Annotated in this window: 24 protein-coding genes and 1 pseudogene; 14 read left to right on the top strand and 11 right to left on the bottom strand. The window is 63.4% G+C overall.

What is annotated here, in order from left to right:
* Positions 1–251: 251 nt before the first annotated feature.
* Complete coding sequence (gene ybgC, locus AC1D1L_RS10355) at positions 252–722, bottom strand: tol-pal system-associated acyl-CoA thioesterase (RefSeq protein ID WP_352590048.1); 471 nt, start codon at positions 720–722, stop codon at positions 252–254.
* Between the two features lie 64 nt (positions 723–786).
* On the opposite strand from ybgC, the gene AC1D1L_RS10360 reads away from it, so the two are divergent.
* The gene (locus tag AC1D1L_RS10360) at positions 787–2037 is read left to right on the top strand and encodes a glycoside hydrolase family 5 protein (protein ID WP_477340985.1); all 1251 of its coding nucleotides are present in this window, start codon (positions 787–789) and stop codon (positions 2035–2037) included.
* 3 nt (positions 2038–2040) lie between these two features.
* Here the strand turns inward: AC1D1L_RS10360 and AC1D1L_RS10365 are convergent, their stop codons facing one another.
* From AC1D1L_RS10365 to AC1D1L_RS10390, 6 genes and pseudogenes are all read right to left on the bottom strand, one after another.
* Positions 2041–2943 carry a metallophosphoesterase gene (locus tag AC1D1L_RS10365; RefSeq protein ID WP_477340987.1) on the bottom strand — a complete coding sequence of 301 codons (903 nt, stop codon included), beginning with the start codon at positions 2941–2943 and terminating at the stop codon, positions 2041–2043.
* A 136-nt stretch (positions 2944–3079) separates the two neighbouring features.
* Positions 3080–4117, bottom strand: a complete 1038-nt coding sequence (gene ruvB, locus AC1D1L_RS10370; protein ID WP_477340989.1) for a Holliday junction branch migration DNA helicase RuvB — start codon at positions 4115–4117, stop codon at positions 3080–3082.
* 43 nt (positions 4118–4160) lie between these two features.
* The gene (ruvA, locus tag AC1D1L_RS10375; protein WP_203280180.1) at positions 4161–4781 is read right to left on the bottom strand and encodes a Holliday junction branch migration protein RuvA; all 621 of its coding nucleotides are present in this window, start codon (positions 4779–4781) and stop codon (positions 4161–4163) included.
* Between the two features lie 13 nt (positions 4782–4794).
* A complete protein-coding gene (gene ruvC / locus AC1D1L_RS10380) occupies positions 4795–5307 on the bottom strand; it encodes a crossover junction endodeoxyribonuclease RuvC (protein ID WP_112559670.1) in 513 nt (170 codons plus the stop codon).
* Between the two features lie 68 nt (positions 5308–5375).
* Positions 5376–5906, bottom strand: a complete 531-nt coding sequence (gene rcdA / locus AC1D1L_RS10385; protein WP_181062223.1) for a protease adaptor protein RcdA — start codon at positions 5904–5906, stop codon at positions 5376–5378.
* A 378-nt stretch (positions 5907–6284) separates the two neighbouring features.
* Positions 6285–6582, bottom strand: a pseudogene (locus tag AC1D1L_RS10390) (hypothetical protein); the annotation flags it as partial.
* A 306-nt stretch (positions 6583–6888) separates the two neighbouring features.
* On the opposite strand from AC1D1L_RS10390, the gene AC1D1L_RS10395 reads away from it, so the two are divergent.
* Positions 6889–7440, top strand: coding sequence for a DUF2269 family protein (locus tag AC1D1L_RS10395; RefSeq protein ID WP_477340991.1), 552 nt, complete (start codon positions 6889–6891; stop codon positions 7438–7440).
* 43 nt (positions 7441–7483) lie between these two features.
* Here AC1D1L_RS10395 and AC1D1L_RS10400 read toward each other — a convergent pair whose 3' ends face one another.
* On the bottom strand, positions 7484–8254 hold the full coding sequence (locus tag AC1D1L_RS10400; RefSeq protein ID WP_023668765.1) for a sulfite exporter TauE/SafE family protein: 771 nt from the start codon (positions 8252–8254) through the stop codon (positions 7484–7486).
* Positions 8255–8426: 172 nt separating this feature from the next.
* Between AC1D1L_RS10400 and AC1D1L_RS10405 the strand changes: the two genes are divergently transcribed.
* Entirely contained in the window at positions 8427–8885 is a 459-nt protein-coding gene (locus AC1D1L_RS10405) for an N-acetyltransferase family protein (protein ID WP_477340993.1), read from the top strand.
* Here the strand turns inward: AC1D1L_RS10405 and AC1D1L_RS10410 are convergent.
* The gene (locus tag AC1D1L_RS10410; protein ID WP_112559821.1) at positions 8882–9325 is read right to left on the bottom strand and encodes an Lrp/AsnC family transcriptional regulator; all 444 of its coding nucleotides are present in this window, start codon (positions 9323–9325) and stop codon (positions 8882–8884) included. The genes AC1D1L_RS10405 and AC1D1L_RS10410 overlap by 4 nt on opposite strands.
* 133 nt (positions 9326–9458) lie before the next feature.
* Between AC1D1L_RS10410 and AC1D1L_RS10415 the strand changes: the two genes are divergently transcribed.
* The 3 genes from AC1D1L_RS10415 to AC1D1L_RS10425 all read left to right on the top strand — a co-directional run bounded on the left by AC1D1L_RS10415 (position 9459) and on the right by AC1D1L_RS10425 (position 12286).
* The gene (locus AC1D1L_RS10415; RefSeq protein ID WP_477340995.1) at positions 9459–10370 is read left to right on the top strand and encodes a DMT family transporter; all 912 of its coding nucleotides are present in this window, start codon (positions 9459–9461) and stop codon (positions 10368–10370) included.
* Positions 10371–10512: 142 nt separating this feature from the next.
* Positions 10513–11160 carry a thiamine phosphate synthase gene (locus tag AC1D1L_RS10420; protein ID WP_477340997.1) on the top strand — a complete coding sequence of 216 codons (648 nt, stop codon included), beginning with the start codon at positions 10513–10515 and terminating at the stop codon, positions 11158–11160.
* 61 nt (positions 11161–11221) lie between these two features.
* Positions 11222–12286: a tetratricopeptide repeat protein gene (locus AC1D1L_RS10425; RefSeq protein WP_477340999.1), complete on the top strand. Its 1065-nt coding sequence runs from the start codon at positions 11222–11224 to the stop codon at positions 12284–12286.
* A 9-nt stretch (positions 12287–12295) separates the two neighbouring features.
* On the opposite strand, the gene AC1D1L_RS10430 is transcribed toward AC1D1L_RS10425, so the two are convergent.
* The gene (locus AC1D1L_RS10430; protein WP_477341001.1) at positions 12296–13312 is read right to left on the bottom strand and encodes a zinc-dependent alcohol dehydrogenase family protein; all 1017 of its coding nucleotides are present in this window, start codon (positions 13310–13312) and stop codon (positions 12296–12298) included.
* Positions 13313–13413: 101 nt separating this feature from the next.
* Here AC1D1L_RS10430 and AC1D1L_RS10435 point away from each other — a divergent pair, with 101 nt between their 5' ends.
* From AC1D1L_RS10435 to AC1D1L_RS10465, 7 genes are all read left to right on the top strand, one after another.
* Positions 13414–14274, top strand: a complete 861-nt coding sequence (locus AC1D1L_RS10435; RefSeq protein WP_477341003.1) for a LysR family transcriptional regulator — start codon at positions 13414–13416, stop codon at positions 14272–14274.
* A 162-nt stretch (positions 14275–14436) separates the two neighbouring features.
* On the top strand, positions 14437–15003 hold the full coding sequence (gene efp, locus AC1D1L_RS10440; protein WP_112559678.1) for an elongation factor P: 567 nt from the start codon (positions 14437–14439) through the stop codon (positions 15001–15003).
* Positions 15004–15032: 29 nt separating this feature from the next.
* Positions 15033–15833 (top strand): inositol monophosphatase family protein, encoded by an 801-nt coding sequence (locus AC1D1L_RS10445; protein WP_477341005.1) that lies wholly within the window; start codon positions 15033–15035, stop codon positions 15831–15833.
* Between the two features lie 87 nt (positions 15834–15920).
* The gene (trhA, locus tag AC1D1L_RS10450; RefSeq protein WP_477341007.1) at positions 15921–16616 is read left to right on the top strand and encodes a PAQR family membrane homeostasis protein TrhA; all 696 of its coding nucleotides are present in this window, start codon (positions 15921–15923) and stop codon (positions 16614–16616) included.
* Positions 16617–16798: 182 nt separating this feature from the next.
* Positions 16799–17824, top strand: coding sequence for a MotA/TolQ/ExbB proton channel family protein (locus AC1D1L_RS10455; protein WP_477341009.1), 1026 nt, complete (start codon positions 16799–16801; stop codon positions 17822–17824).
* Between the two features lies 1 nt (position 17825).
* Positions 17826–18857 (top strand): peptidoglycan -binding protein, encoded by a 1032-nt coding sequence (locus tag AC1D1L_RS10460; protein ID WP_112559682.1) that lies wholly within the window; start codon positions 17826–17828, stop codon positions 18855–18857.
* 240 nt (positions 18858–19097) lie between these two features.
* Positions 19098–19526 carry a hypothetical protein gene (locus AC1D1L_RS10465; protein ID WP_477341011.1) on the top strand — a complete coding sequence of 143 codons (429 nt, stop codon included), beginning with the start codon at positions 19098–19100 and terminating at the stop codon, positions 19524–19526.
* Between the two features lie 84 nt (positions 19527–19610).
* On the opposite strand, the gene AC1D1L_RS10470 is transcribed toward AC1D1L_RS10465, so the two are convergent.
* Entirely contained in the window at positions 19611–19964 is a 354-nt protein-coding gene (locus AC1D1L_RS10470; RefSeq protein ID WP_477341013.1) for a DUF1304 domain-containing protein, read from the bottom strand.
* A 165-nt stretch (positions 19965–20129) separates the two neighbouring features.
* Here AC1D1L_RS10470 and AC1D1L_RS10475 point away from each other — a divergent pair, with 165 nt between their 5' ends.
* A complete protein-coding gene (locus AC1D1L_RS10475) occupies positions 20130–21614 on the top strand; it encodes a carboxypeptidase M32 (RefSeq protein ID WP_477341015.1) in 1485 nt (494 codons plus the stop codon).
* Positions 21615–21947 lie beyond the last annotated feature (333 nt).

A 21947-nucleotide genomic window follows, 5' to 3' on the forward strand; every position in this document is an offset into this window, starting at 1 on the left:
TCCGTTCGCGCTAGGCTTGCGGATTACCCCAAAATGCACCGTTAGCGGCCTTTTCAGGGCAAATATTGGTGAAAGGAAGGCGCGCGGATTCTCCCAATCTTCACCAATCTCTTCATGAACCGTTATGGTTAAGGATGGGTTAGGAAATGTGGCGCGGCGCATTGCCGCGCCCCGGCACGTCGGCAGGCTGTTCATAGCGATGGAACACGCTGCCGATCAGCCCGCTCATTGCAGGCCGGAATGCCCGGATATCAGCTTGCTCTCGGTATGAAGGCCGCGATCCATTCCTTGGGAAAGCGTTTCGGCCGGCCGTTCTCACCGATGATCGCCGCCTGGACCTTCGCCTCGACTAACACCTCGGCGCGGCGCTTCAATTGCTGTGCCATGACGATGCGGGCACCGGAAATGTCTTCGGTGCGAGTGTCGATGGTCAGGATATCGTCCATGCGGGCGGGCGAACGAAAATCGATCTCCATGCGCCGCACCACCCAGACGATGCGTTCGCCATGCTTGCCTTGGTGAAGTTCGGTGTGATGGACGCCGGCGAGCCTTAGATAGTCCGAGCGGCCGCGCTCGAAGAATTCGAGATAGCGCGCATGATAGACGACGCCGGAGAAATCGGTGTCGGCATAATAGACCCGCGCCATCAGCCGATGACCGAATTCCGTCAGCGCGCCGGAAAGCCCGGCAGTGAGTGCCGCCGATTCACCATGATCGTCCATCGCGCTTTCCTTTTTGCCCCAAGCGGGGCACCTGTCCTGCCAAAATCACAGCGCAGCAAACCGGATGGCACTGTTGACGGCGATGATCAAGACCTTGATGGCGGCGCTGCTGGTGCTGGCTGCGTCTGCGCTGCCCGGCCACGCCGCGAGCTTTTCGATGAAGCGCGGCCTCAACCTCGACCAGTGGACGACCTGGGTCGGGGAAGACAAGTGGAACGACCGACAAGCCATCCTGCCCTATCCGGAATGGCGCAAGTTCCTCAACGAGGAAGACCTCAAGGCGCTGAAGGCCGCCGGCTTCGACTTCCTGCGCATGCCGGTCGACCCCTCGCCGTTTATGTCGGACCAGACGCTGGCACTGCGCGACGACCTTTATGCCAGCGTGCGGGACTCGGCCCGCATGATCAACCGCGTCGGCCTGAAAGTGATCGTCGACATGCACCTCATCCCCGCCGGCGGCGGCCGCGAGATCGGCATGGGCCAGGTGATGGACGATCCCGCCATCTTCGACGCCTATGTCGAGGTCATCCGCAAGATGGCGCGCTCGCTTGCCACTGAGGACCCGACGCAGGTCGCCTTTGAGCCGATGAACGAGCCGATCGTCGACTGCGACAGCGATGGCACCAGCCTCTGGCCGGAGCGCCAGCAGAAATTGTTCGCGGCCGCGCGCGCTTCCGCCACCAGGCTGACGCTGATCCTCACCGGCGCCTGCTATTCCAATGCGGCCTCGCTGGTCAGGATAGACCCGAAGACGATCCCTGACGACAACATCATCTGGACCTTCCACTCCTACGACCCTTTCCTGCTCACCCATCAGGGCGCGACCTGGGCCGGCGATTTCATTCCCTATGTCACCGGCCTGCCCTACCCGCTGACCGCGGTGCCGCGCGCCGAGCTCGATGCGACGCTGGATGCTATCCGCGCCAAGATCAGGGCCGAGGCGCCGTGGACCAGACGGAACGGCTTGCTCCCCTATCTCGATGAGCAGGTGGCCAGCATGGACACAGACGAGAAGCTGCTCGGCGTCATGGATGCGCCGTTCGAAAAAGTCGAGGCCTGGGCCAAGGCCAACAGCATCAAGCCGGAAAACATCACGCTGGGCGAGTTCGGCATGATCCGCCAGGAGTATGGCAACCCCTATGTCATGCCGCCGCAATACCGCGCGGCTTACGTCAAGGACATGATCGCGCGCGCCGAGGCGCATGGCTTCTCATGGTCGGTGTGGAGTTTTGGTGGCGCCTTCGGCATCGTCGACGCTTTCAACGGCGAAAAGGCCGAACCTGCTGTGATGGATGCGATCCGGTCGCTCCATTAGCAGCTAGCCGAGGTCTATCTGCAGGATTTCCGGGCGCATACCGAACCGTACCGGTGCGATGCTGAAGCCGAGCCCGCCTGAGACAATCAGGTTGCGGTCATTCTCGACGACATGGCCATAGGCGAAACGGTTGCCGAAGCGGGACGGCACCACCGGCGAATAGCCGAACAGCCGGACCTGTCCGCCATGTGTGTGGCCCGACAGCGTAAGCGAAACCCGCCACGGCACTTTCGGGAAAATGTCCGGCTCGTGGGCGAGCAAGATGATGGGCGCCTGGTCGCTGACCTTGGCCAGCGTGCCGTCGAGATCGTCCAGACCCTTGCCACGGCTCCGGCCCCAGGCCTGGCCGGGGAGCAATGCCAACTGATCGGCAAGACCGGCGAGCCAGAAGCCGTGCCCGTCCTTTTCCAGGCGCACGACATCGTTTTCCAGCACCGGAATGCCGACGGCCTCCAGCGCCTTGCGCGAAATCGTCGGTCCGGCGCCGGCCCTTTGGGCGGTACGATCTTCCCACCAATCATGGTTGCCGAGGATCGACCAGACGCCGAGCGGCGCCTTGAGGCCGGAAAGTGCCGGCGCCCATTCCGACGCATCCACCCAGCCCGTCACCATGCGCGTGCCGGCCGGATAATCGCCAAGCATGAGGATCACATCCGGCTTGAGCGCATTCGCCTCGGCGGCAAGCGACGCGATCCGCTCCGGCGTCATCCAGGGGCGGCAGGCGTGGATGTCGGAAAGCACCGCGACGCGCAGCTTCAAACCCGCAGGCCAATGCGGCGGCGTCAGCTGATAGCGCTTCACATGCGTCAACAGCATCGGCTCGATGCCAACCGCATAGGCACTGAGCGAAGCCAGCGAGAGGAACGAACCGCCGACGAATTTCAGGAACCCGCGTCTGGTGATCACTTTCCTGGCTCCGACCCTGATCGGAGCGGTTCCGCGCCGACATTAAGACGCACGATAAAATCCAGGAATGCGCCTTCACGCTGGCAGGCTTGAGGAGATTCTGCGCAGACAATCCGTTCCGGAGGACAAATCTCCGTTACTCTTCCTGGAACAGGTTGATCTGCTGCTGCGCCAGGTCCTTCGGCGCGTCGAGGCCGAGATGGCGCCAGGCATTGGCGGTCAGCACGCGGCCACGCGGCGTGCGCTGGATGAAACCCTGCTGGATCAGATAGGGCTCGATAATGTCCTCGATAGCATCGCGCGGCTCGGACAGGCCGGCGGCGATGGTCTCGATACCGACCGGCCCGCCGCCGAAATTGCGGGCGATCATCGAGAGATAGCGGCGGTCGAGCGCGTCGAGGCCGAGCGCGTCGACCTCAAGGCGGGTGAGGGCTTCATCGGCAATTTGCCTGTCGACATGGCCGTCACCGGCAACGGAGGCAAAATCGCGCACCCGGCGCAGCAGCCGGCCGGCGATGCGCGGCGTGCCGCGGGCGCGGCGCGCGATCTCCAGCGCACCGTCGTCGCCGAGCGGCATTTGCAGTATGCGGGCGCCGCGGCGCACGATCTGCTCCAGTTCCTCGACGGAATAGAAATTGAGCCGGACCGGAATGCCGAAACGGTCTCGCAGCGGATTGGTCAAAAGCCCAAGCCGCGTCGTGGCGGCGACCAGGGTGAAGCGGGCGAGATCGATCTTGACCGAGCGCGCCGCCGGCCCCTCGCCAATGATCAGGTCGAGCTGGAAATCCTCCATCGCCGGATAGAGAATTTCCTCAACGGCCGGGTTCAGCCGGTGGATCTCGTCGATGAACAGCACATCGCGGTCTTCGAGATTGGTGAGCAGCGCCGCGAGGTCACCGGCCTTAGCGATCACCGGGCCCGAGGTCGAACGGAAATTGACGCCGAGCTCGCGCGCCATGATCTGCGCCAGCGTCGTCTTGCCAAGCCCCGGCGGGCCGACGAACAGCACATGGTCGAGCGCCTCGCTGCGGCCCTTGGCGGCCTCGATGAAGACTTTGAGATTGGCCCGTACCGCCGCCTGGCCGACGAAATCGACAAGCGTCTGCGGCCGCAAAGTCTGCTCGGCATCCTCTCCGCGCTTTTCCGGGGCAATGAGGCGAGGGGAAAGGCTCATGCCGCCTTCCTCGCACAGGGTAAAGGAGGGGGCAAGCAACCGCTCACCGTGCCAGTTCCTTCAGCCCGAAGCGGATGAGCTTCGAGGCATCCGCATCCTCGCCCGCCGTCTTCAGCGCCGCCGCCACTGCATTGGCGGCGGTGTCGCGGGAATAGCCGAGATTGACCAGCGCCGAGACGGCGTCGGTGATCGGCGCCGGCGCGACACCCTCGCCGAGTTCCTGCTTCAGGCCGATCGTGCCGGAGGCGGTTCCGGCATAGGCCGGCGCCTTGTTCTTCAATTCGGTGACGATGCGCTCGGCCACCTTCTTGCCAACGCCGGGCGCGCGGCTGACCATGGCGATGTCGCGCAGTGCGATCGCGTTGGCGAGGTCGGCCGGCGCCAATGTCGACAGGATCGCCAGCGCCACCTTGGCGCCGACGCCCTGCACATTGGTCATCAAGAGCCGGAACCATTCGCGCTCCAGCACCGACTGAAAGCCGTAAAGCCGGATCATGTCCTCGCGCACATAGGTCTCGATGAACAGCACCACCGCTTCGCCCGGCGAAGGCAGCGAGGCCAGAGTGCGCGCCGAGCAATAAGCGACATAGCCGACGCCATGCACGTCGACGAGGCAGAAATCCTCGTCGATCTCGTCGAGTGTGCCCTTGAGCTTGCCTATCATGCTCAATAGCCTTTCATGATGCCAACGCCGCCATCCTGTAGGCGACGCTTTGCCGGTGATGCGCGTGGCAGATGGCGATGGCCAGTGCGTCGGCGGCATGTTCGGTGTCGAAAGTGGCTTTCGGCAACAGCACCTTCACCATCATGTGGATCTGCTTCTTGTCGCCATGGCCAACGCCGATCACCGCCTTTTTGACGGCATTGGGGGCATATTCGGCGACGACAAGGCCAGCGCGCGCCGGCACCAGCATGGCGATGCCGCGCGCCTGACCGAGCTTAAGCGTCGCCACTGCATCCTTGTTGACGAAGGTTTGCTCGACGGCCGCCTCCTGCGGCATGGCAGCGTGCAGGATCTCGGCCAGCCCGTCATGCAACTGACAAAGCCGTGTCGCAAGCGCCGCCTTGTCGTCGGAGCGCACGGTGCCGGAGCCGACGAAGCGCAGCGAATTGCCGAGGCTTTCGACGATGCCCCAGCCGGTGCGCCTCAGCCCCGGGTCGATACCGATGATGCGAATCGCTTCCCCCATCCGCCAAGCTTACCTCCGGCGGACAGCGATGCCAGCGAAATGTGAACAAACCGGAAACGGGAGGCGTTTTAACCCCGGGCGAAAGCCGTGTTGAGCAGCGTGATCTGGTCGGAAACCGGATTGACGCGGCGGACGGCGGACGGCGTCTCGGTAAACGCGCCGCCATAGATCTCCTCGTCCATGCGGCGCACCAGAGCCTGGAGGCGCAGCGAGCGTGTGACGAGATCGAGAAAATCCTTCGGCAGTTCGTTCCAGCCGACCGCCTCGTCATGCGCCGACGCGGTGTCGAGGCGAACCTTGGATTTTTCCGAAGCAACCTGGTCGCGGGTCATCTCGCCGGAGTTTGCCGCCCGCTGCAAAAGCAGCCAGGAGGCAACCTGCATCAGCCTGGTGGTCAGCCGCATCGATTCGGCCGCATAGAGCGTCGCCGCCAGCCTGGACAACTTTTTGGCCTCGGCCCGGCCCTTGCCGTCGAGATATTCGGCTGCTTGCTCAACCAGGCCCATGCCTTCCTGGTAAAGCGGTTTGAAGGATTGGGAGAAAACCCGGCGTTCCGCCAATTTGATGGTTTTCGCGATGCCCTTCGAAGGCTCGTTCATCGATACGCCCCTGCACTACCCCGTCGGCTGATTCGGCTTCTTCGCCGTCACGCCGGCACCCTAGATGACTGAAGCTTGAAAATGCGCTTCGCCGCCGTTGAAGGCAAGCACATGTTTAACAAACGGTTAACGCCGGCGGATGGGCGCGAGGCAGCCCAAAATGCGGACAAAAAAAGAGCCGCGGATAAGGCGGCTCTCAGGAGTTTAACAGGGAGGCGTCAAACGAAGTGGCTCCAACCACTCGGTAAGAATCCAGATAACTGGATGGACATAGTAAACACCTGTAAAGCTTAATGAACCCTTAACGGAGCGGATATTTCTTGATCGACCGCTGCCGTTCTGTGCCGTATCAGCACAACGGCCCTCCGAACCTGATCGTCAGCTTGCTCCAGCCTTCTTCCAGGTCGCCGGCAAGGAAATGAAGGCGAACAACAGCATTCCCGCATAAAAACCGATCGAGGAAGAGGCCAGTACCGGCTCGATCTCCGGATGGCCCGCGAGTTCAAAATAGAGCCCGATCATCAGCGATGCCGCTGACTGCCGTCAGCCAGAAATGGATGACGGCAATCGTCTTTTGCCCGATGGCCGGGAACAAATGATAGAAGAAAGCGAACACCGCCGACATCAGCCAGCCCGCCACCATGGTGTGTGCGTGGGTCGGCATCTGCTCATGGTCATTGGGATGCCCTCGTTGATTGCCGCAGACTTGGTCCGATCGCGCGCGGCCAGAATGGAACGTCGGTCGCGAGCGGCTTAATCTCGGGACGTTTCAGGATCATGCCGCAGAACCTGTCCTCTTTTGCCATGACAGCCGCCCGTCGCCGCGGCTTGCGACCAAAATGAATGATCAAACCGCGGTAACAGACTGGCGCGCCGACGCGACATCGTTCCGAAACACGCGTTGCGCTAAACGCCCGCTCCTCACACCGTCGCGCACAAATCCGTGCCGCCGCAACCCACCGGAACTGCCCAGGAGCAACCTATGGACTGGTATTCGATCGTCAAATTCCTCCACGTCGCCACAGCCATTTTGTGGGTCGGAGGTGGGTTCGTGCTGTTCCTGCTCGGCATGCTTGCCGAGCGCGCCGGCAACATCGAGGAAAAGCTGCAGGCGATCCGTGCCAGCGGACAACTGGGCGGCAGGTTTTTCGCACCGATGTCGATGCTGACGCTGATCTTCGGCCTGATCATGTGCAGCTTCTGGGTGGGATTCGCAGATTTGTGGATTGTCATCGGTCTCGTCGGCTATGCCACGACCTTTTCGATCGGCATGTTCGTCTTCAAACCAATCGGCGAGCGCATGGGAGCGGTGGTCGCTAAGGAGGGCATGTCACCTGCTGTCCTTGCCATGGGCCAGCGCATGATGAGCGTGGCACGCTTCGACTATGCAGTGATGCTGGTCGTGGTCGCGGACATGGTGCTCAAACCGACCGAGCACGACATCGGCATTCTCACCGGCATGATTTTGGTCGTCATCGCCGGCGCCGCACTGGCCTTTGGCGGCAGTCGCCGTCTCGTGCCGAGCGCTGTCTAACACCACGAATATGTAGGCGACCGTACGGCCGCCTCGCGCTGCTTTAGAGCAGGCCGGCGATCCCGTCCCACAGCAGCTTGACCGCGACCACGGCCACGGTCGCGTAGGTGAAGGGATAAAAGATCTCCGGCCGCATGCGCCGTACCAGCCAGGCGCCGGCTATGGTGGCCAGCGGTGCCAGCGGCATCAGCACGGCGGACGCCGTCAGATTGGCGGTGTCGAACTGGCCGAGCGCGAAATAAGGGATCAGCTTCAGCGCGTTCGTGGCCGCAAAGAAAATGGCCGATGTCCCCGACAGCACCTTCGGGTCGAGGCGGATCGGCAGCGCATAGACCTGGAAGGGCGGGCCGCCGACATGGGCGACGAAGCTGGTGAAACCGGCGACGGTGCCCCAGAAGGCGGCGGCGATGCGGTTGGGCGCCGCCGCATGGTCGGAACCATGGCGGAACTGCAGATAGAGCCAGCGCAGCACGAAGATGAGCGCGACGGCACCAACGATCAGCCGCACCATCTCTTCGGTGACGAGCGCTGCCGTCAGCCAGCCCAGCCCGATGCCGATCACTGCGCCCGGCATCATGTCGACCAGCATCTTGCGGTCATAGACGCCCCACCATGTCCACACTGAAACGATGTCCATCAGGCACAGGATCGGCAGCAGGATGGCGGCCGCCTGCACCGGTGGCATGGCCAGTGCCATCAGCGGCACGCCGACAAAGCCGACGGCGCCGCCGAAGCCGCCTTTCGACAGGCCGACAAGGATGACCGCCGGAATGGCGGCGGCATAGAACCACGGATCGGCGAGCAGACCTGACATGAAGTGAGGGAGGCTGGAGGGAAGACTGGCCCTGCAATAGCCCAGAAACCCGTGCACCGCGACCATGAAAATGCCGGCTGTGGCGATCAATTGTCCGTAAGGCACCAGCGTCGGATTTGCGGCACGATTGCCGTCGATGCATAAGGCACCGTCCCCGCATGAGGTTTCTAGAATGAGCGAAGTCCAGATCCGCCGCGCCGAGGAAATTGACCTGCCGGCCATCGTCGCCATGCTTGCGGACGATCCGCTCGGCCGCAGCCGCGAAGACGCAAGCGAACCGCTGGCCAAAGCCTATCGCGACGCCTTTGCGTCTGTGAACGCCGACCCCAACCTGTTTCTGGCCGTTATGACGGACGGCGGCCGCGTCATCGGCACGCTGCAGATCAGCTATCTTGCCGGCCTGTCGCTGCAGGGCGCCTGGCGCGGCCAGATCGAGGCTGTTCGCGTCGCCGCCGACCGGCGCGGTGAAAGGCTGGGACAGCGCCTGCTGGAATGGGCGGTCGAACAATGCCGCGCACGCGGCTGCAAAATTGTCCAGCTGACCACCAACAAGAGCCGCCACGACGCGCACCGCTTCTATGACCGGCTCGGCTTCAAGGCCAGCCACATCGGCTACAAGCTGGAACTCTAAGCATTCCCCATCGGCGGCGGGCGGCGCCGGATCGGCTGCGCCTTGATGATGGCGGTACTGGTTTCGGCCTTGTCGGCGATGCGGTCGAGCAGTTTGTCGAGCTCGCTCATCGAACGCACATAAAGTCGCGCCACGAAACAATCGTCGCCGGTGACCTTGTCGCATTCGCCGAACTCGGGGATCTCCTCGATCAGCTGCTGCACGATATGCAACTTGCCCGGCAATGGCCGGATACGCACGATCGCCTGCAGCGGATAGCCCAGCGCCTCCGGGTCGATCTCGACAGTGAAGGCGCGGATGACCCCGCGCTCCTCGAGCCGCCGCAGCCGCTCGGACACGCTGGGGGACGACAGCCCGACCTGCTGCGCCAGTTCCTTCAATGAAGTCCTGGAATCCTTGACCAGGATGTCGAGAAGCTTTCTGTCCAGATCGTCCAGCATTTCATTCCCTCGCAAAAGGCGAAGATCGCCTTATTAAATTAGGCCATGCCCGCATATCACCTTTCATAAGGCATATAAACCCTCAGGACCGCATGAGATTATCCAGCCTCAAACAGATATCAGAGGTATTGTCATGGACAGCACGATGCGCGGCACGATCGAGATGACGGCGGCGATGACAATCATCGGCACGATCGGCTGGTTCGTCGTCATGTCGGGCCAGCCCGTCATGGACGTGGTGTTCTGGCGCTGCGCCTTCGGTGCGGTGGCGCTGCTCATCACCTGTGCAGCACTTGGGCTGCTGCGCGGCAGGCTGACATTGCGCATTCTTGCCATCGCCGCTATCGGCGGGGCGGCCATCGTCATCAATTGGCTGTTGCTGTTCAGCGCGTTTTCCCGCGCCTCGATCTCGATCGCCACGGCGGTCTACAACACCCAGCCGTTCATGCTGGTCGGTTTCGGCGCGCTGTTCTTCGGCGAGCGGCTGACCCTGACCAAGCTGACCTGGCTCGGCATCGCCTTCGCCGGCATGCTATTGATCGTGCAGACAGGGCCCGATGCCGGTTCCGGCATCGTCGGCACCGATTATGTCACCGGCATCGTCATGGCGCTTGGCGCGGCCTTCTTCTGGGCCGTCGCGGCCATCGTCGCCAAAAAGCTGAAGGGGACCCCACCGCATCTTATCGCGCTGATCCAGGTCTGCGTCGGCGTCGTCATGCTGGCGCCCTTTGCCAACCTCTCCCATTTGCCCGCCGACACGTGGAGCTGGGCCATGCTGGTGACGCTTGGCGTCGTCCACACCGGCCTGGTGTACATATTGATGTATGGCGCCATCCAGAAACTGCCGACACACCTGCAGGGATCGCTGTCCTTCATCTATCCTGTCGTGGCGATCCTGGTCGATGTCATTGCGTTCGGCCACCGGCTGCATCCGGCCCAACTCGTCGGCGCCGCCGCCATCCTGATCGCGGCAGCCGGCATGAACCTCGGCTGGACATTGTGGAAAGCCAAACCGCCGGTCGAAAGCCCGCAAGCCGTCAAATGAGACGCAGACCGGCCGCTCGCCGGCGATCGTAAACCAAGCCATCGCATCGATCCTCGCCCGCCTGTTCAAGGCGGGCGCTTTGCTCTATGCCGCATTGCAACCATCTTCGCCCGGCATAGGCGAAATCCCGGATCGAAAGCCAATGAACGACGCAACACCCCCCAACCGCTGCCGCATCGTGCTGATCGCGCCCAAGGACGTGCCGGCCGAGCGCATTGCGGCGGCCTTTGAGGGCGGCGACGTCGCTTCGCTGATCCTGCCTGAAAATGGCATGGACGAGGCTGCCTTCCAGGCCTTTGCCGAACAGATCGTGCCTGTGGCGCAGGCGGCCGGTATCGCCGTCATCATCGCTGGCGACACCCGCATTGCCGGCCGCGTTCAGGCCGACGGCATTCATGTCGAGGTCTCCAAGGACGCACTCGCCGAGACCATCGAGCACTTCGAGGGCAAGATGATGGTCGGCGCCGGCGGCGCCAAGACCCGCGACGACGCGCTGGAGCTCGGCGAAACCAGGCCCGATTACATCTTCTTCGGCCGCTTCGGCTACGACAACAAGCCGGAACCGCATCCGCGCAATCTGTCACTCGGCCGCTGGTGGGCCGACATGATCCAGATCCCTTGCGTCGTCATGGCCGGGTCGGACCTGGCCTCGGTTGAGGCAGTGGCGGACACCGGCGCCGAATTCGTGGCGTTGTCCAGCGCTGTCTTCGCCGACGCCGCCGATCCGAAAGCGGCGATTGCTGCCGCCAATGCGCTGCTCGACGAAACCGCGCCGCGCTTCGAGGACTGACGTGCGCCGACCAGGACTTGCTATCGCGGTTTTCGTTGCGGCCTTGATGAGCGGGGCGGCGATGGCGGCGGAACCCATTCCGCTGCCGCAGCCCAGGCCCGATACCAGCGCACCCGACATCAGCGCACCGGATGCGAAGGCCCCCGATGCGGCTGCCGCAAAGGCCGGCGCCCCAAACACCGGCGCCACGGGTTCTGGCGTTCATGTCGACAAGCCGATCGACACCCCGCTGCCGCAGCCCGCGACGACCGCACCGCTGCCCTCGGCCGACGCCATCAATCCCGAGCGTTTCGGCGCCAAGCCGGCGGACCCGGCCTATGGCGCTTTCCAGCGCGGCCTCTACAAGACCGCCTACAATCTGGCGCTGGTGCGGGCCCAGAATGGCGACCCGGCGGCACAAACGCTGGTGGCCGAGATCCTGTCGCGCGGGCTGGGTGTGCCGCTCAACCCGGCGGAGGCCGCCAAATGGTATGCGCAGGCCGCCGAACAGGGCATCCCGGAATCGCAGTTCCAGTACGCGCTGATGCTGCTCGACGGCCGCTACGTCAAGAAGGACGAGAAGGGAGCCTACGCCCTGATGCAGGCCGCCGCCGAAGCCGGCAATCGCCTGGCGCAGTTCAACTTCGCGCAGCTGCTTGTGCAGCAGGATCCTGGCGATGCCGGCATCGCCAGGGCCGTGCCCTATTATGAGCGGGCCGCGGCGACCGGCCTTGCCGACGCCCAGTATGCGATGGCGCAGGTCTATGCCAATGGCGTCGGCGGCAAGCCGCACGACGATGCCCAGGCGCGCCGCCTGCTGGCGCAGGCCGCAAGGCAGAACTACGACACCGCGCAGATCGATCTTGCCGCCTGGATGATCGAAGGCCGCGGTGGTGTTCGCGACCTGAAATCCGGCTTCAACTGGATGAAGCAGGCAGCGGAAGGCGGCAACGTCGCCGCCCAGAACCGTCTGGCAAAGCTTTACATGGGCGGTATCGGCACCGATCCCGACCTGATCCTGGCCGGGGCCTGGTATGTGGTCGCCCGCCGCGCCGGCCTTATCGATCCGGAGATGGACGATTTCCTGCAAGGGCTGACCGACGACCAGACCAAGCAGGCCTTGCAGAAGGCCAACCGCCTGCCCTGACGGGCGACATCACCTGAGATGATCGAGCACGACCTTGCCGAAGGGCGAGCCATGTTCGAGATGCCGAAAAGCTTCCTTTGCCTCTGTCCAGGCAAAGACCCGGTCGATCACCGGCCGCAGCCGGTTGACGGCAAGCGCCCGGTTCATCGCTTCGAAGGACTCGCGTGAGCCGACCGGTATGCCGCGTGCCTTTACCTGACGGCGGAAGATGTCGAGCGGATTGATTGCCCCTTCGCTGCCGCCGAGATAACCGATGACATTGATCTGGGCGCCGCGCGCCGACGCCTTCAGCGACTGCGCGAAACTTTGCGGACCGCCGACTTCGATGATGTGATCGACGCCACGGCCATCGGTCAGCGCCAGCACGGCTGACGACCAGTCCGGATTGTCGCGGTAGTTGACGCCGTCATGCGCGCCGAGCTCTTTCGCGCGGGCAAGTTTCTCATCGCTACTCGACGTAACGATAACGCGTGCGCCGGCGGCTCTCGCGAACTGCAGGGCAAACAGCGACACGCCGCCGGTGCCGAGGCTGAGCACGGTTTCGCCCGGCTTGAGATGGCCTTCGGTGAACAGCGCATGCCAGGCGGTGACGGCGGCGCAAGGCAATGTCGCCGCCTCGACATCGCAGAGATGCGCCGGGACCATGACAGCCGCCTGTTCGTCCAGCCGGGCGAATTCGCCAAGCAAACCGTCGATCGGACCGCCGCGCTGGTAAGAAGGTTCGGCCATGGCGAAGCTGCCGCCGACCCAGCGTTGCCAGAAGGTGCCACAGACACGATCGCCGACCTTGAAGCGGCTGACCTCGGAGCCAACGGCAACGACCTCGCCGACGCCGTCGGAAAGCGGCATCAGCGGCAAGGGGAATGTCGTGTGGTAGCTGCCGCGCGCGATCTCGACATCGCGGTAGTTGAGCGCAGTGGCCTTAACCCTGATGATCATCTCCTGACGGCCGGGTTCGGGCATTGGCCGTTCGACCATCTTGAGATAGGCGATGCCGCCTGGGTTCTGCAGTTCGATTGCCTTCATTGCCGTCGTCCTTTGCTTTGAAAGGAAAATCGCTTGCAAGGCCATGGATTTCAAATTCATAATGTTTAGCATAATTATGCTCACAGAACATGATTGCGGCGATGCTTGAGGAACTGCGCACGCTTTCCCTATTTGCCGAGGAGGGTTCGATCCAGAAGGTCGCCCGACGCCTGCCGCTGACGCAGCCGGCCGTGACAAGGCAGATCCAGCGGTTGGAGGACATGCTTGGCACGACGCTGCTCGACCGCCGGCAAAAGCCTCCTCGACTGACGCCGGCGGGGGAAGAAGTGCTGGCGCGCGGCCGCGACATTCTCGCTTCCGTAGAGGCGCTGAAATCCTTTGCCGGGAAGGCAGAGCCGGAAGGCCTGCTTCGCCTTGGTCTCGCCCATGGCCTCTCCGACCGTGACGTGGCGGAGGCTATCGCCAATGCCGCAGCGGCGTTCCCTAAAGTGTCGTTGCGGCTCAAGACCGGCTGGAGCGCCGAACTTGTCGATCAGTTCGATCGCGGGCAGATCGACCTCGCCATCGTGCTGCGCGCAGGCGGCAACGATGACGGCGATGCCTGCATCGGCATCGAACGTCTCGGCATCGTGACGAACGAGCAGGCGCGGCAGATACCCGACCTCAAAAATGCTGCCTGGATCTTGAGCCCGGCGCCGTGCGATGCGCGCCAGCTTTTGCTTGCCGCTCTTGGCGATGACGGCCGCAGACTATCCATTGCCGCCGAAATCCAGGACCCGACCATGCAGCTGGAATGGGTGCGCCGCGGCCATGGTGTTGGCCTGATGCCAATGCGCCTTTTCGGCAAGCAGCTTCCGCAGGGCGTGACACTTGTCGAGACGAAGCGCCTCCACCTGTCCATGCAAGTTGTCGCCCTGCGCTCGCCGCATATCCATCGGCTGACGAAGGTCGCCGAGGCCATCGCCGACGCGGTCGGTTCGGTTGTCAATCAGCACAGCTGATGGTGCCTGCGTCGGCGCCGCATCCAGTGCTCGACTTGCTGATATCGATGGCTTCCGGTTGGCGCCGACCTGCCCGCTCCCTTGCCTCTTCGGGTGATTTGTGGTCTTGGGAGCCCGAAATCGCTTGTCCAGCGACCATCTCATTCCCGGATCAACATCATCATGGCCAAGATCAATGGCAACGAAATCCGTCCCGGCTATGTCATCGAGCACGATGGCGGCCTCTGGGTGGCGGTCAAGACCAACACCGTCAAGCCCGGCAAGGGCGGCGCCTACAACCAGGTCGAACTGAAGAACCTGATCAACGGCACCAAGCTCAACGAACGCTTCCGTTCGGCTGAGACCGTCGAGCAGATCCGGCTCGACCTGAAGGATTTTTCCTTCCTCTACGCACAGGACGACGCGCTGGTGTTCATGGACACCCAGAGCTACGAGCAGCTCGAACTGGCGAAGGATTTCGTCGGCGATCGCGCCGCTTTCCTGCAGGACGGCATGATGGTGACCGTCCAGCTTTATGAGGACAGGCCGATCGGCATTTCGCTGCCCGACCAGGTGACGCTGACCATCACCGAAGCCGATCCGGTGGTGAAGGGCCAGACGGCGGCGTCTTCCTATAAGCCGGCGGTGCTGGAAAACGGCATTCGCGTGCTGGTGCCGCCATTCATCGGCGCCGGCGAACGCATCGTCGTCGACACCAACGAACTCACCTACATGCGCCGCGCAGACTGACCTAAGGCGCAGCAGCAGGAAAAAACACTATGGCACGCTCAGCACTTCTCAACGTCATGGTCCAGGCCGCCATGAAGGCAGGCCGCTCGCTGTCGCGCGACTTCGGCGAGGTGCAGAACCTGCAGGTGTCGATGAAGGGGCCAGGCGACTATGTCAGCCAGGCCGACCGCAAGGCCGAGGACATCCTGTTTGCCGAACTGTCGAAGGCGCGGCCGGGCTATGCCTTCCTGATGGAAGAGCGCGGCGCGGTCGAAGGCGACGACGACCAGCACCGCTGGATCGTCGACCCGCTCGACGGCACCACCAATTTCCTGCATGGCATTCCGATCTTTTCCATCTCGATCGCGCTGGAGCGCCAGGGTCAGCTCGTCGCCGCCGTCATCTACAATCCGGCGATGGACGAGCTCTACACCGCCGAGCGCGGCGGCGGCGCTTTCATGAACGATCGCCGGCTGCGCGTTGCCGGCCGTATCAAGCTCACCGACTGCGTGATCGGCTGCGGCATCCCGCATCTCGGCCGCGGCCAGCACGGCAATTTCCTGGTCGAGCTGCGCAATGTGATGGCCGAGGTCTCCGGCGTGCGCCGCCTGGGTTCGGCCGCGCTCGATCTCGCCTATGTCGCCGCTGGCCGCATGGACGGCTTCTGGGAAACCGGCCTGTCGGCCTGGGACATTGCCGCCGGCCTGTTGCTGGTCCGCGAAGCCGGCGGCTTCGTCTCCGACATGGATGGCGGCCAGGACATGCTCAACGCCGGCTCGGTCGTTGCCGGCAACGAAGTGATCCAGCGCGCGCTGCTCAAGGCGGTGAAGAAGCCGATCTCGGCGCGCTGAAGCGCCGCAGTCGCAAAACCGCAACCAAAGCTTGAAATACTGCCCGGCGACCGCCCAGATAAAGGGGGGGACGAAGGACCTTCGCGCATGCCGCCACTATCCCCGCCAGAAACGCCAATCGATATCCCCTTTGTCGGGCGCTGGCAGTATTCGCGTGCGGAGATGATCGCCGACGGCATCGTCCATGCCGTCGGCATTGTGCTGGCGATAGCGGCGGGCTCGACCTTGCTGGCGCTAGCCGCTTTCCATGCCGGTCCGGGCGAATATATCGCCGTCGCCTTCTATGTGGTATCGCTGCTGACCGTGCTGTCGGTGTCGCTCACCTACAATCTGTGGCCGGTGACATCGCCGGCAAAATGGATCTTGCGGCGCTTCGACCATGCAGCGATCTACCTTCTGATCGCCGCTACCTACACGCCCTTTCTGGCCCAGCTCGACGGCTCGCCGTTGGCGCTGCCGATGATTGTCCTGGTCTGGACCGCAGCTGTGACCGGTATCGCCATAAAAGTATTTCTGCCCGGCCGCTTCGACCACCTGGCCATAGTCTTCTATCTCGCCATCGGCTGGAGCGGCATCGTTCTGGTCAAGCCCCTGGTCGCGACATTGCCGACAACGTCGATCGCGCTGATCGTCGCCGGCGGCATCGTCTATTCCTGCGGCGTCATCTTCTTCGCCTGGAAGGGGCTGCGCTTCCACAATGCCGTCTGGCATGGCTTCGTCATCACCGGTGCCGGACTGCATCTTGCCGCCATGGTCGACTGCCTGGTTATCAACCGCCTCTGAAAGGCGGAGCGCGGCCCGATCTGTCGGGCAATATTGCCAAGCGCCATTCAATTTGGTCACAATTCCGTTTAGAGTCGCGAATTACGTGATCGGCGGCACTGGAGTAAGTCCGGGAAAGTGTGAGCGGTTTCCCGTTCGGAATTGCGTCAAGGCAAATAAAGAGCATCGGAAACGGGGCACGGATGGCTTTTCTCAGATCTTTCGGCGTGGGCAGGCGCTCTGATGTCCTGATGTACGATCCGCACAAGCTGTCGAGCCCACAGGTCTTCCTCCTGACCATGGTCATCTTCCTGGTCATCGTCGCCTTCATCGCCGCCATCCTCACCCGCCAGATCTCCAGCGCCTTCACCACCAATCCGGGCCTCAACGGCCTTATCATCGGTGTGCTGGCGGTCGGCATCCTGCTGGCCTTCGCCCAGGTCGGACGGCTGTTTCGCGAAGTGCGCTGGGTCAATTCCTTCCGCGCCGGCTCCGAAACCACCGAACCGGTGCTGCTGGCGCCGATGAAGGCGATGATCGGCCGTTCCTCGACGATCGCCTTCTCGACCTCCTCGATGCGCACCATGCTGGATTCGATCGCCACCCGCCTCGACGAAAGCCGCGACACCTCGCGCTACCTCGTCGGCCTGCTGGTGTTCCTCGGCCTGCTCGGCACCTTCTGGGGTCTTTTGAACACCATCGGCTCGATCCGCGAGACCATCGAATCGCTCGATCCCGGCACCGGCGACGCCGCCGCCGTGCTCGAATCGTTGAAACAGGGCCTGTCGGCGCCGCTGGCCGGCATGGGCACGGCCTTCTCGTCCTCGCTGTTCGGCCTTTCCGGTTCGCTGGTGCTCGGCTTCCTCGACCTGCAGGCCGGCCGCGCCCAGACCCGCTTCTACACCGAGCTTGAAAACTGGCTGTCCTCGGTCACCGATCTCTCCTCCGACATCGTCGTTGCCGATCCGGCCAAGAACGAGCCTTCCGACGAGATCCGCCTTTTGTCGGAGCGGCTGCGCAGCATGCAGGAAAACGGCGGCGGCTCCAATCCGCGCGTCGCCACCGCCATGGCCAATCTCGCCGACGGCATTTCCGGCCTGGTCAAGAACATGCGCTCCGAGCAGCAGATCATGCGCGACTGGGTCGAAGCCCAGTCGGACGAGCAGAAGGCGATGCGCAACACGCTGGAAAAGATCGCCGACGCCCTGAAGAAGCCCGGGGTGCACTAGCATGGCGCTCGCCAGGGGCCGGCGCACCGACCGCCGCATCGATTATTGGCCGGGCTTCGTCGACGCACTGTCGACGCTGTTGCTCGCCATCATGTTCCTGCTCACCGTCTTCGTGCTGGCGCAGTTCCTGCTCGGCCGCGAACTCTCCGGCAAGGACACCGTGCTCTCGCGCCTCAACTCGCAGATCAACGAACTGACGCAGTTGCTGGCGCTGGAGCGATCGACGGCGCAGGACAAGGATGATTCGCTGGCCAATCTGCAAGCCTCGCTGTCGGCGGCGGAAGCCGAGAAGAGCCGGCTGGAGCAATTGCTGGCGCAAGGTGCGGGTGCCGGCGACGCCGCCAACCAGCGTGCGGCTCAACTGGGCGGCGAACTCGACAACCAGCGCCAGATCAGCCAGCAGGCGCTGAGCCAGGTCGAGATCCTCAACCAGCAGATCGCGGCGTTGCGCAAGCAGATCGGCGCGCTCGAGGACGCCCTCAACGTCTCTGAAACCCGCGACCGCGATTCCAACACCAAGATCGCCGATCTCGGCCGTCGGCTGAACGTCGCGCTGGCGCAGCGCGTGCAGGAGCTGAACCGCTACCGCTCCGACTTCTTCGGCCGGTTGCGCGAAATCCTCGCCGACCGCGAGAACATCCGCATCGTCGGTGACCGCTTCGTCTTCCAGTCGGAAGTGCTGTTTCCGACCGGCTCCGAAGTGATCAACGATGCCGGCAAGGTTGAGATGAAGAAGCTCGCCGACGCCATCATCGAACTGCAAAAGGAAATTCCGCCGGAGATCAACTGGGTGCTGCGCGTCGACGGCCACACCGACAACAAGCCGCTGTCCGGCACCGGCCGCTATCGCGACAATTGGGAGCTGTCGACGGCGCGCTCGACGTCGGTGGTCAAGTTCCTGATCGAGAATGGCGTGCCCGCCAATCGGCTGGTCGCCGCCGGCTTCGGCGAATTTCAGCCGCTCGACCCCGCCGACACCGAAGAGGCCCGCAACAAGAACCGCCGCATTGAACTGAAGCTCACCGAACGGTGATTGTTGGTCACGCGAATTTGTTCCGACGTCTCAACTCTAGGGCGCAGGTCGACCTCGGCAAGGCCTGAAAACATTATCTTTTTTTAATTACACTTCACGTTTCCGGGCTCCTAATTTGCCGAGCAGGGCCGAGAACCGCCGGCGATGCCTCCCATCGCGACGCGACGGAACCCGACGGCCCGCGTCGGGAAGGCGGAGCGAAAGCGCTTACCCCTTCCAAAGCAGGAGGAGACGCACATCATGCGTTCTTTGAAGACTCTCAGGACTGCAGCCCTCACCACACTTCTGATCGCCGTTCCGCTCGCCGGCGCCTATGCCGCCGGACATCATCACAAGGGCGCCCTCGACGCCAGCGACCCGACCGACATGACCGGTCCGCGCGTGACCGGCCTGATCGAGCAGATACAGGGCGTCGACCAGGGCATCACTGATGCCAGGCAGGCCAACGCGATCACGTCGGCCGAAGCGCATCGGCTGCATCTGCGCGCGGCGCATATCAGCCAGGCCGCCGAACGGGTCGCTGGCTCGGATCATGGCCGGATCCCGGCCGCGCAATATCACGACCTGCTGCGCCGGCTCGACAATGTCGATCAAGCTCTGATGTCCGATACCGGTAGTGGCTTCATGATCGGTGACGGTTCCGACGGCGGCAATTATCCGAACGGCTGAGAACCCGCTGCGATATCCTCGGATATCCAAAGAATGAGGACAGGACAGTCTGACGCCCGCGGGATCTGGTCCGGGGGCGTCTTTTTACCAGCCGAGCCAGAGCGCGACGAGCGCAACCACCGCTGGCACGGTCTGGATATACAGGATCTTCCTGCTGGCGGTCGCCGCGCCATAGAGCCCGGCGGTGGCGACGCAAAGCAGGAAGAACACCTTGATCCGGAATCCGTCCGCGCCGAGATAAAGGCCCCAGATCAGCCCGGCGGCAAGGAAGCCGTTGTAGAGCCCCTGATTGGCGGCAAGCACTTTCGAGGCACTGGCGAAGTCCGGCTTGAGGTTGAACGCCTTGTGGCCACGTGGCGTGTCCCACGCCACCATCTCCAGATAGACGATGTAGCAGTGGATCAGCGCCACCAGCCCGACCAGTATGTTGGCGATCATGTCGTTCTCCCCCCAGGGCGGCATCACGCCGTCGGGCCATATTGAGCACGCCCGCCACGGCGTGCAAGCTTGCGCCGCCTTGCCCCCATTAACCGACACTTGTGCAGGGTTGCCAAGCCTGGCGCATTGGTATCTTTTCCCGCCGTCCAAAACGCGGAACCTGCCATGTCCTTTCAGAAACTCGATGATCTCGGCCACAAGCTTGAAGCGCTGGAACATGCGCTCGCCATCCTCGGCGCCGACGAGGCGACCCACATGGCCGTCGGTGGCGGTGAGAAGCGCGCCGAAGCCATGTCTTCCCTGGCCGGCATGCTGCATGCCCGGGCAACGGCGCCGGAAATCGCCGACTGGCTCGCTGCCGCCGAACAGGAGGTGCTGAACGAGGAGCAGCAGGCGGCAGTCCGGGAATTGCGCCGGCAATACACCAACCTGACCTGCCTGCCGGTCGAGTTAGTGGAGCGCCAGACGGTGGCGCGCATGCGCTCCGAGCAGCTCTGGCGTGACCTTCGCGCCAAGAACGACTGGGCCGGCTTCCTGCCGGCACTCGAAGGTGTCATCGCGCTGGTCCGCGAGGAGGCCGCACTGCGCGCCGATGCGCTCGGCCTTGATCCCTACGACGCGCTGATGGAGCAATACGATCCCGGCAACCGCGCCGCCGACATTACGCCGGTCTTCACTGAGTTGAAGACGTTCCTGAAAGGCTTCGTGCCTGAGGCGCTGGCCGTTCAGGAAGCGCGGCTGGCCAGCCATCCGCTTAAGCCACTCTCGGGCAGCTATGCGATAGACCGGCAGCGCGAGCTTGGCCTCGCCATGATGGCGGCGGTTGGCTTCGACCTCACCCATGGCTCGCTGTCGGTGTCGCATCATCCTTTCTGCGGCGGCGTGCCGAGCGACGTGCGCATCACCACCCGCTACAAGACCTCGGATTTCCTGTCGGCATTGATGGGCGTGCTGCACGAGACCGGCCATGCGCTCTACGAACAGAACCTGCCGAAGGCCTGGGCGCACTGGCCGCTGGGCAAGGCGCGCGGCATGGCGGTGCATGAAAGCCAGAGCCTGTTCGTCGAGAAGCAGATCGGCCGCAACCCCGAATTCTGGCGCTGGGCGCTGCCCGTGGTCGAAAAGCATCTCGGCGAAGCCTGGTCGCTCGACGACATCCTGCCCCATGTACACCGGGTCGAGCGCGGCCTGATCCGCGTCGACGCCGACGAGGTCACCTACCCGCTGCATGTCATCCTGCGCTACGAGTTGGAGCAGGAGCTTGTCTCGGGGCGGCTGCAGGCTGCCGACCTGCCCGAGGCGTGGGACGCCAAGATGCGGGAGTATCTTGGCCTGTCGACCATCGACAACCCGGCCGACGGACCGATGCAGGACGTGCATTGGCCAGGTGCGGCCTTCGGCTATTTCCCGTCCTATACGCTGGGCGCCATGATGGCAGCGCAGCAGTGGGCGGCCCTGACCAGCAAGCATCCTTCCGCCGACGACGACCTTGCGAAGGGAAACTTCGAGGCCATCAACGGCTGGCGCCGCGACAAGATCTGGTCGCAGGGCTCACACTGGTCGACGCCCGAACTGCTCGAACGCGCCACCGGCGAGAAGCTCGACGCCGCGCATTTCACCGATCATCTGCGCAAGCGGTATGGGGGCTGAACACAGATGTGTTTCCGCTCCTGCAATTGTTCATGGCCTATGGGCGCGGCAGGCGATGAGGCCTTGCGGATCAGGGTATGCAGAAAGCCGCCCGAAGCGGTCACATCACACTGGCGACGCATCCAGTTCCACTGAGCGGACATTCCAAACTTCAGTCGGGGTGGCGAGCTGCCGTTGTCGGACATACACTTCGTCGGTGAATTCCCGAACAAAAGGGGTTTGCAGCAGACCATGAGCGATGACGCTGAACTCCAGCGCCTGATGAAGGCGATCGCATCGGCTGACGACGCAGCCGTGCTCGACTTGCTGACCGCCTCTCCCGCTCTCGCCGGG

The organism is Mesorhizobium sp. P2_D6, from assembly GCF_056404315.1.

Excerpts from the sequence above, each read along its gene's own strand:
- efp (WP_112559678.1), top strand. The coding sequence starts at position 14,437 with ATGGCCAAGATCAATGGCAACGAAATCCGTCCCGGCTATGTCATCGAG.
- ruvB (WP_477340989.1), bottom strand. The coding sequence starts at position 4,117 with ATGAGCCTTTCCCCTCGCCTCATTGCCCCGGAAAAGCGCGGAGAGGAT.
- AC1D1L_RS10360 (WP_477340985.1), top strand. The coding sequence starts at position 787 with ATGGCACTGTTGACGGCGATGATCAAGACCTTGATGGCGGCGCTGCTG.
- AC1D1L_RS10470 (WP_477341013.1), bottom strand. The coding sequence starts at position 19,964 with ATGATCGCCAACATACTGGTCGGGCTGGTGGCGCTGATCCACTGCTAC.
- AC1D1L_RS10405 (WP_477340993.1), top strand. The coding sequence starts at position 8,427 with ATGAGCGAAGTCCAGATCCGCCGCGCCGAGGAAATTGACCTGCCGGCC.
- AC1D1L_RS10445 (WP_477341005.1), top strand. The coding sequence starts at position 15,033 with ATGGCACGCTCAGCACTTCTCAACGTCATGGTCCAGGCCGCCATGAAG.
- AC1D1L_RS10465 (WP_477341011.1), top strand. The coding sequence starts at position 19,098 with ATGCGTTCTTTGAAGACTCTCAGGACTGCAGCCCTCACCACACTTCTG.
- AC1D1L_RS10400 (WP_023668765.1), bottom strand. The coding sequence starts at position 8,254 with ATGTCAGGTCTGCTCGCCGATCCGTGGTTCTATGCCGCCGCCATTCCG.
- ruvC (WP_112559670.1), bottom strand. The coding sequence starts at position 5,307 with ATGGGGGAAGCGATTCGCATCATCGGTATCGACCCGGGGCTGAGGCGC.
- AC1D1L_RS10455 (WP_477341009.1), top strand. The coding sequence starts at position 16,799 with ATGGCTTTTCTCAGATCTTTCGGCGTGGGCAGGCGCTCTGATGTCCTG.
- AC1D1L_RS10430 (WP_477341001.1), bottom strand. The coding sequence starts at position 13,312 with ATGAAGGCAATCGAACTGCAGAACCCAGGCGGCATCGCCTATCTCAAG.
- AC1D1L_RS10420 (WP_477340997.1), top strand. The coding sequence starts at position 10,513 with ATGAACGACGCAACACCCCCCAACCGCTGCCGCATCGTGCTGATCGCG.
- AC1D1L_RS10435 (WP_477341003.1), top strand. The coding sequence starts at position 13,414 with ATGCTTGAGGAACTGCGCACGCTTTCCCTATTTGCCGAGGAGGGTTCG.
- AC1D1L_RS10460 (WP_112559682.1), top strand. The coding sequence starts at position 17,826 with ATGGCGCTCGCCAGGGGCCGGCGCACCGACCGCCGCATCGATTATTGG.
- ruvA (WP_203280180.1), bottom strand. The coding sequence starts at position 4,781 with ATGATAGGCAAGCTCAAGGGCACACTCGACGAGATCGACGAGGATTTC.
- AC1D1L_RS10425 (WP_477340999.1), top strand. The coding sequence starts at position 11,222 with ATGGCGGCGGAACCCATTCCGCTGCCGCAGCCCAGGCCCGATACCAGC.
- AC1D1L_RS10410 (WP_112559821.1), bottom strand. The coding sequence starts at position 9,325 with ATGCTGGACGATCTGGACAGAAAGCTTCTCGACATCCTGGTCAAGGAT.
- AC1D1L_RS10415 (WP_477340995.1), top strand. The coding sequence starts at position 9,459 with ATGGACAGCACGATGCGCGGCACGATCGAGATGACGGCGGCGATGACA.
- trhA (WP_477341007.1), top strand. The coding sequence starts at position 15,921 with ATGCCGCCACTATCCCCGCCAGAAACGCCAATCGATATCCCCTTTGTC.
- AC1D1L_RS10475 (WP_477341015.1), top strand. The coding sequence starts at position 20,130 with ATGTCCTTTCAGAAACTCGATGATCTCGGCCACAAGCTTGAAGCGCTG.
- rcdA (WP_181062223.1), bottom strand. The coding sequence starts at position 5,906 with ATGAACGAGCCTTCGAAGGGCATCGCGAAAACCATCAAATTGGCGGAA.
- AC1D1L_RS10395 (WP_477340991.1), top strand. The coding sequence starts at position 6,889 with ATGGACTGGTATTCGATCGTCAAATTCCTCCACGTCGCCACAGCCATT.
- ybgC (WP_352590048.1), bottom strand. The coding sequence starts at position 722 with ATGGACGATCATGGTGAATCGGCGGCACTCACTGCCGGGCTTTCCGGC.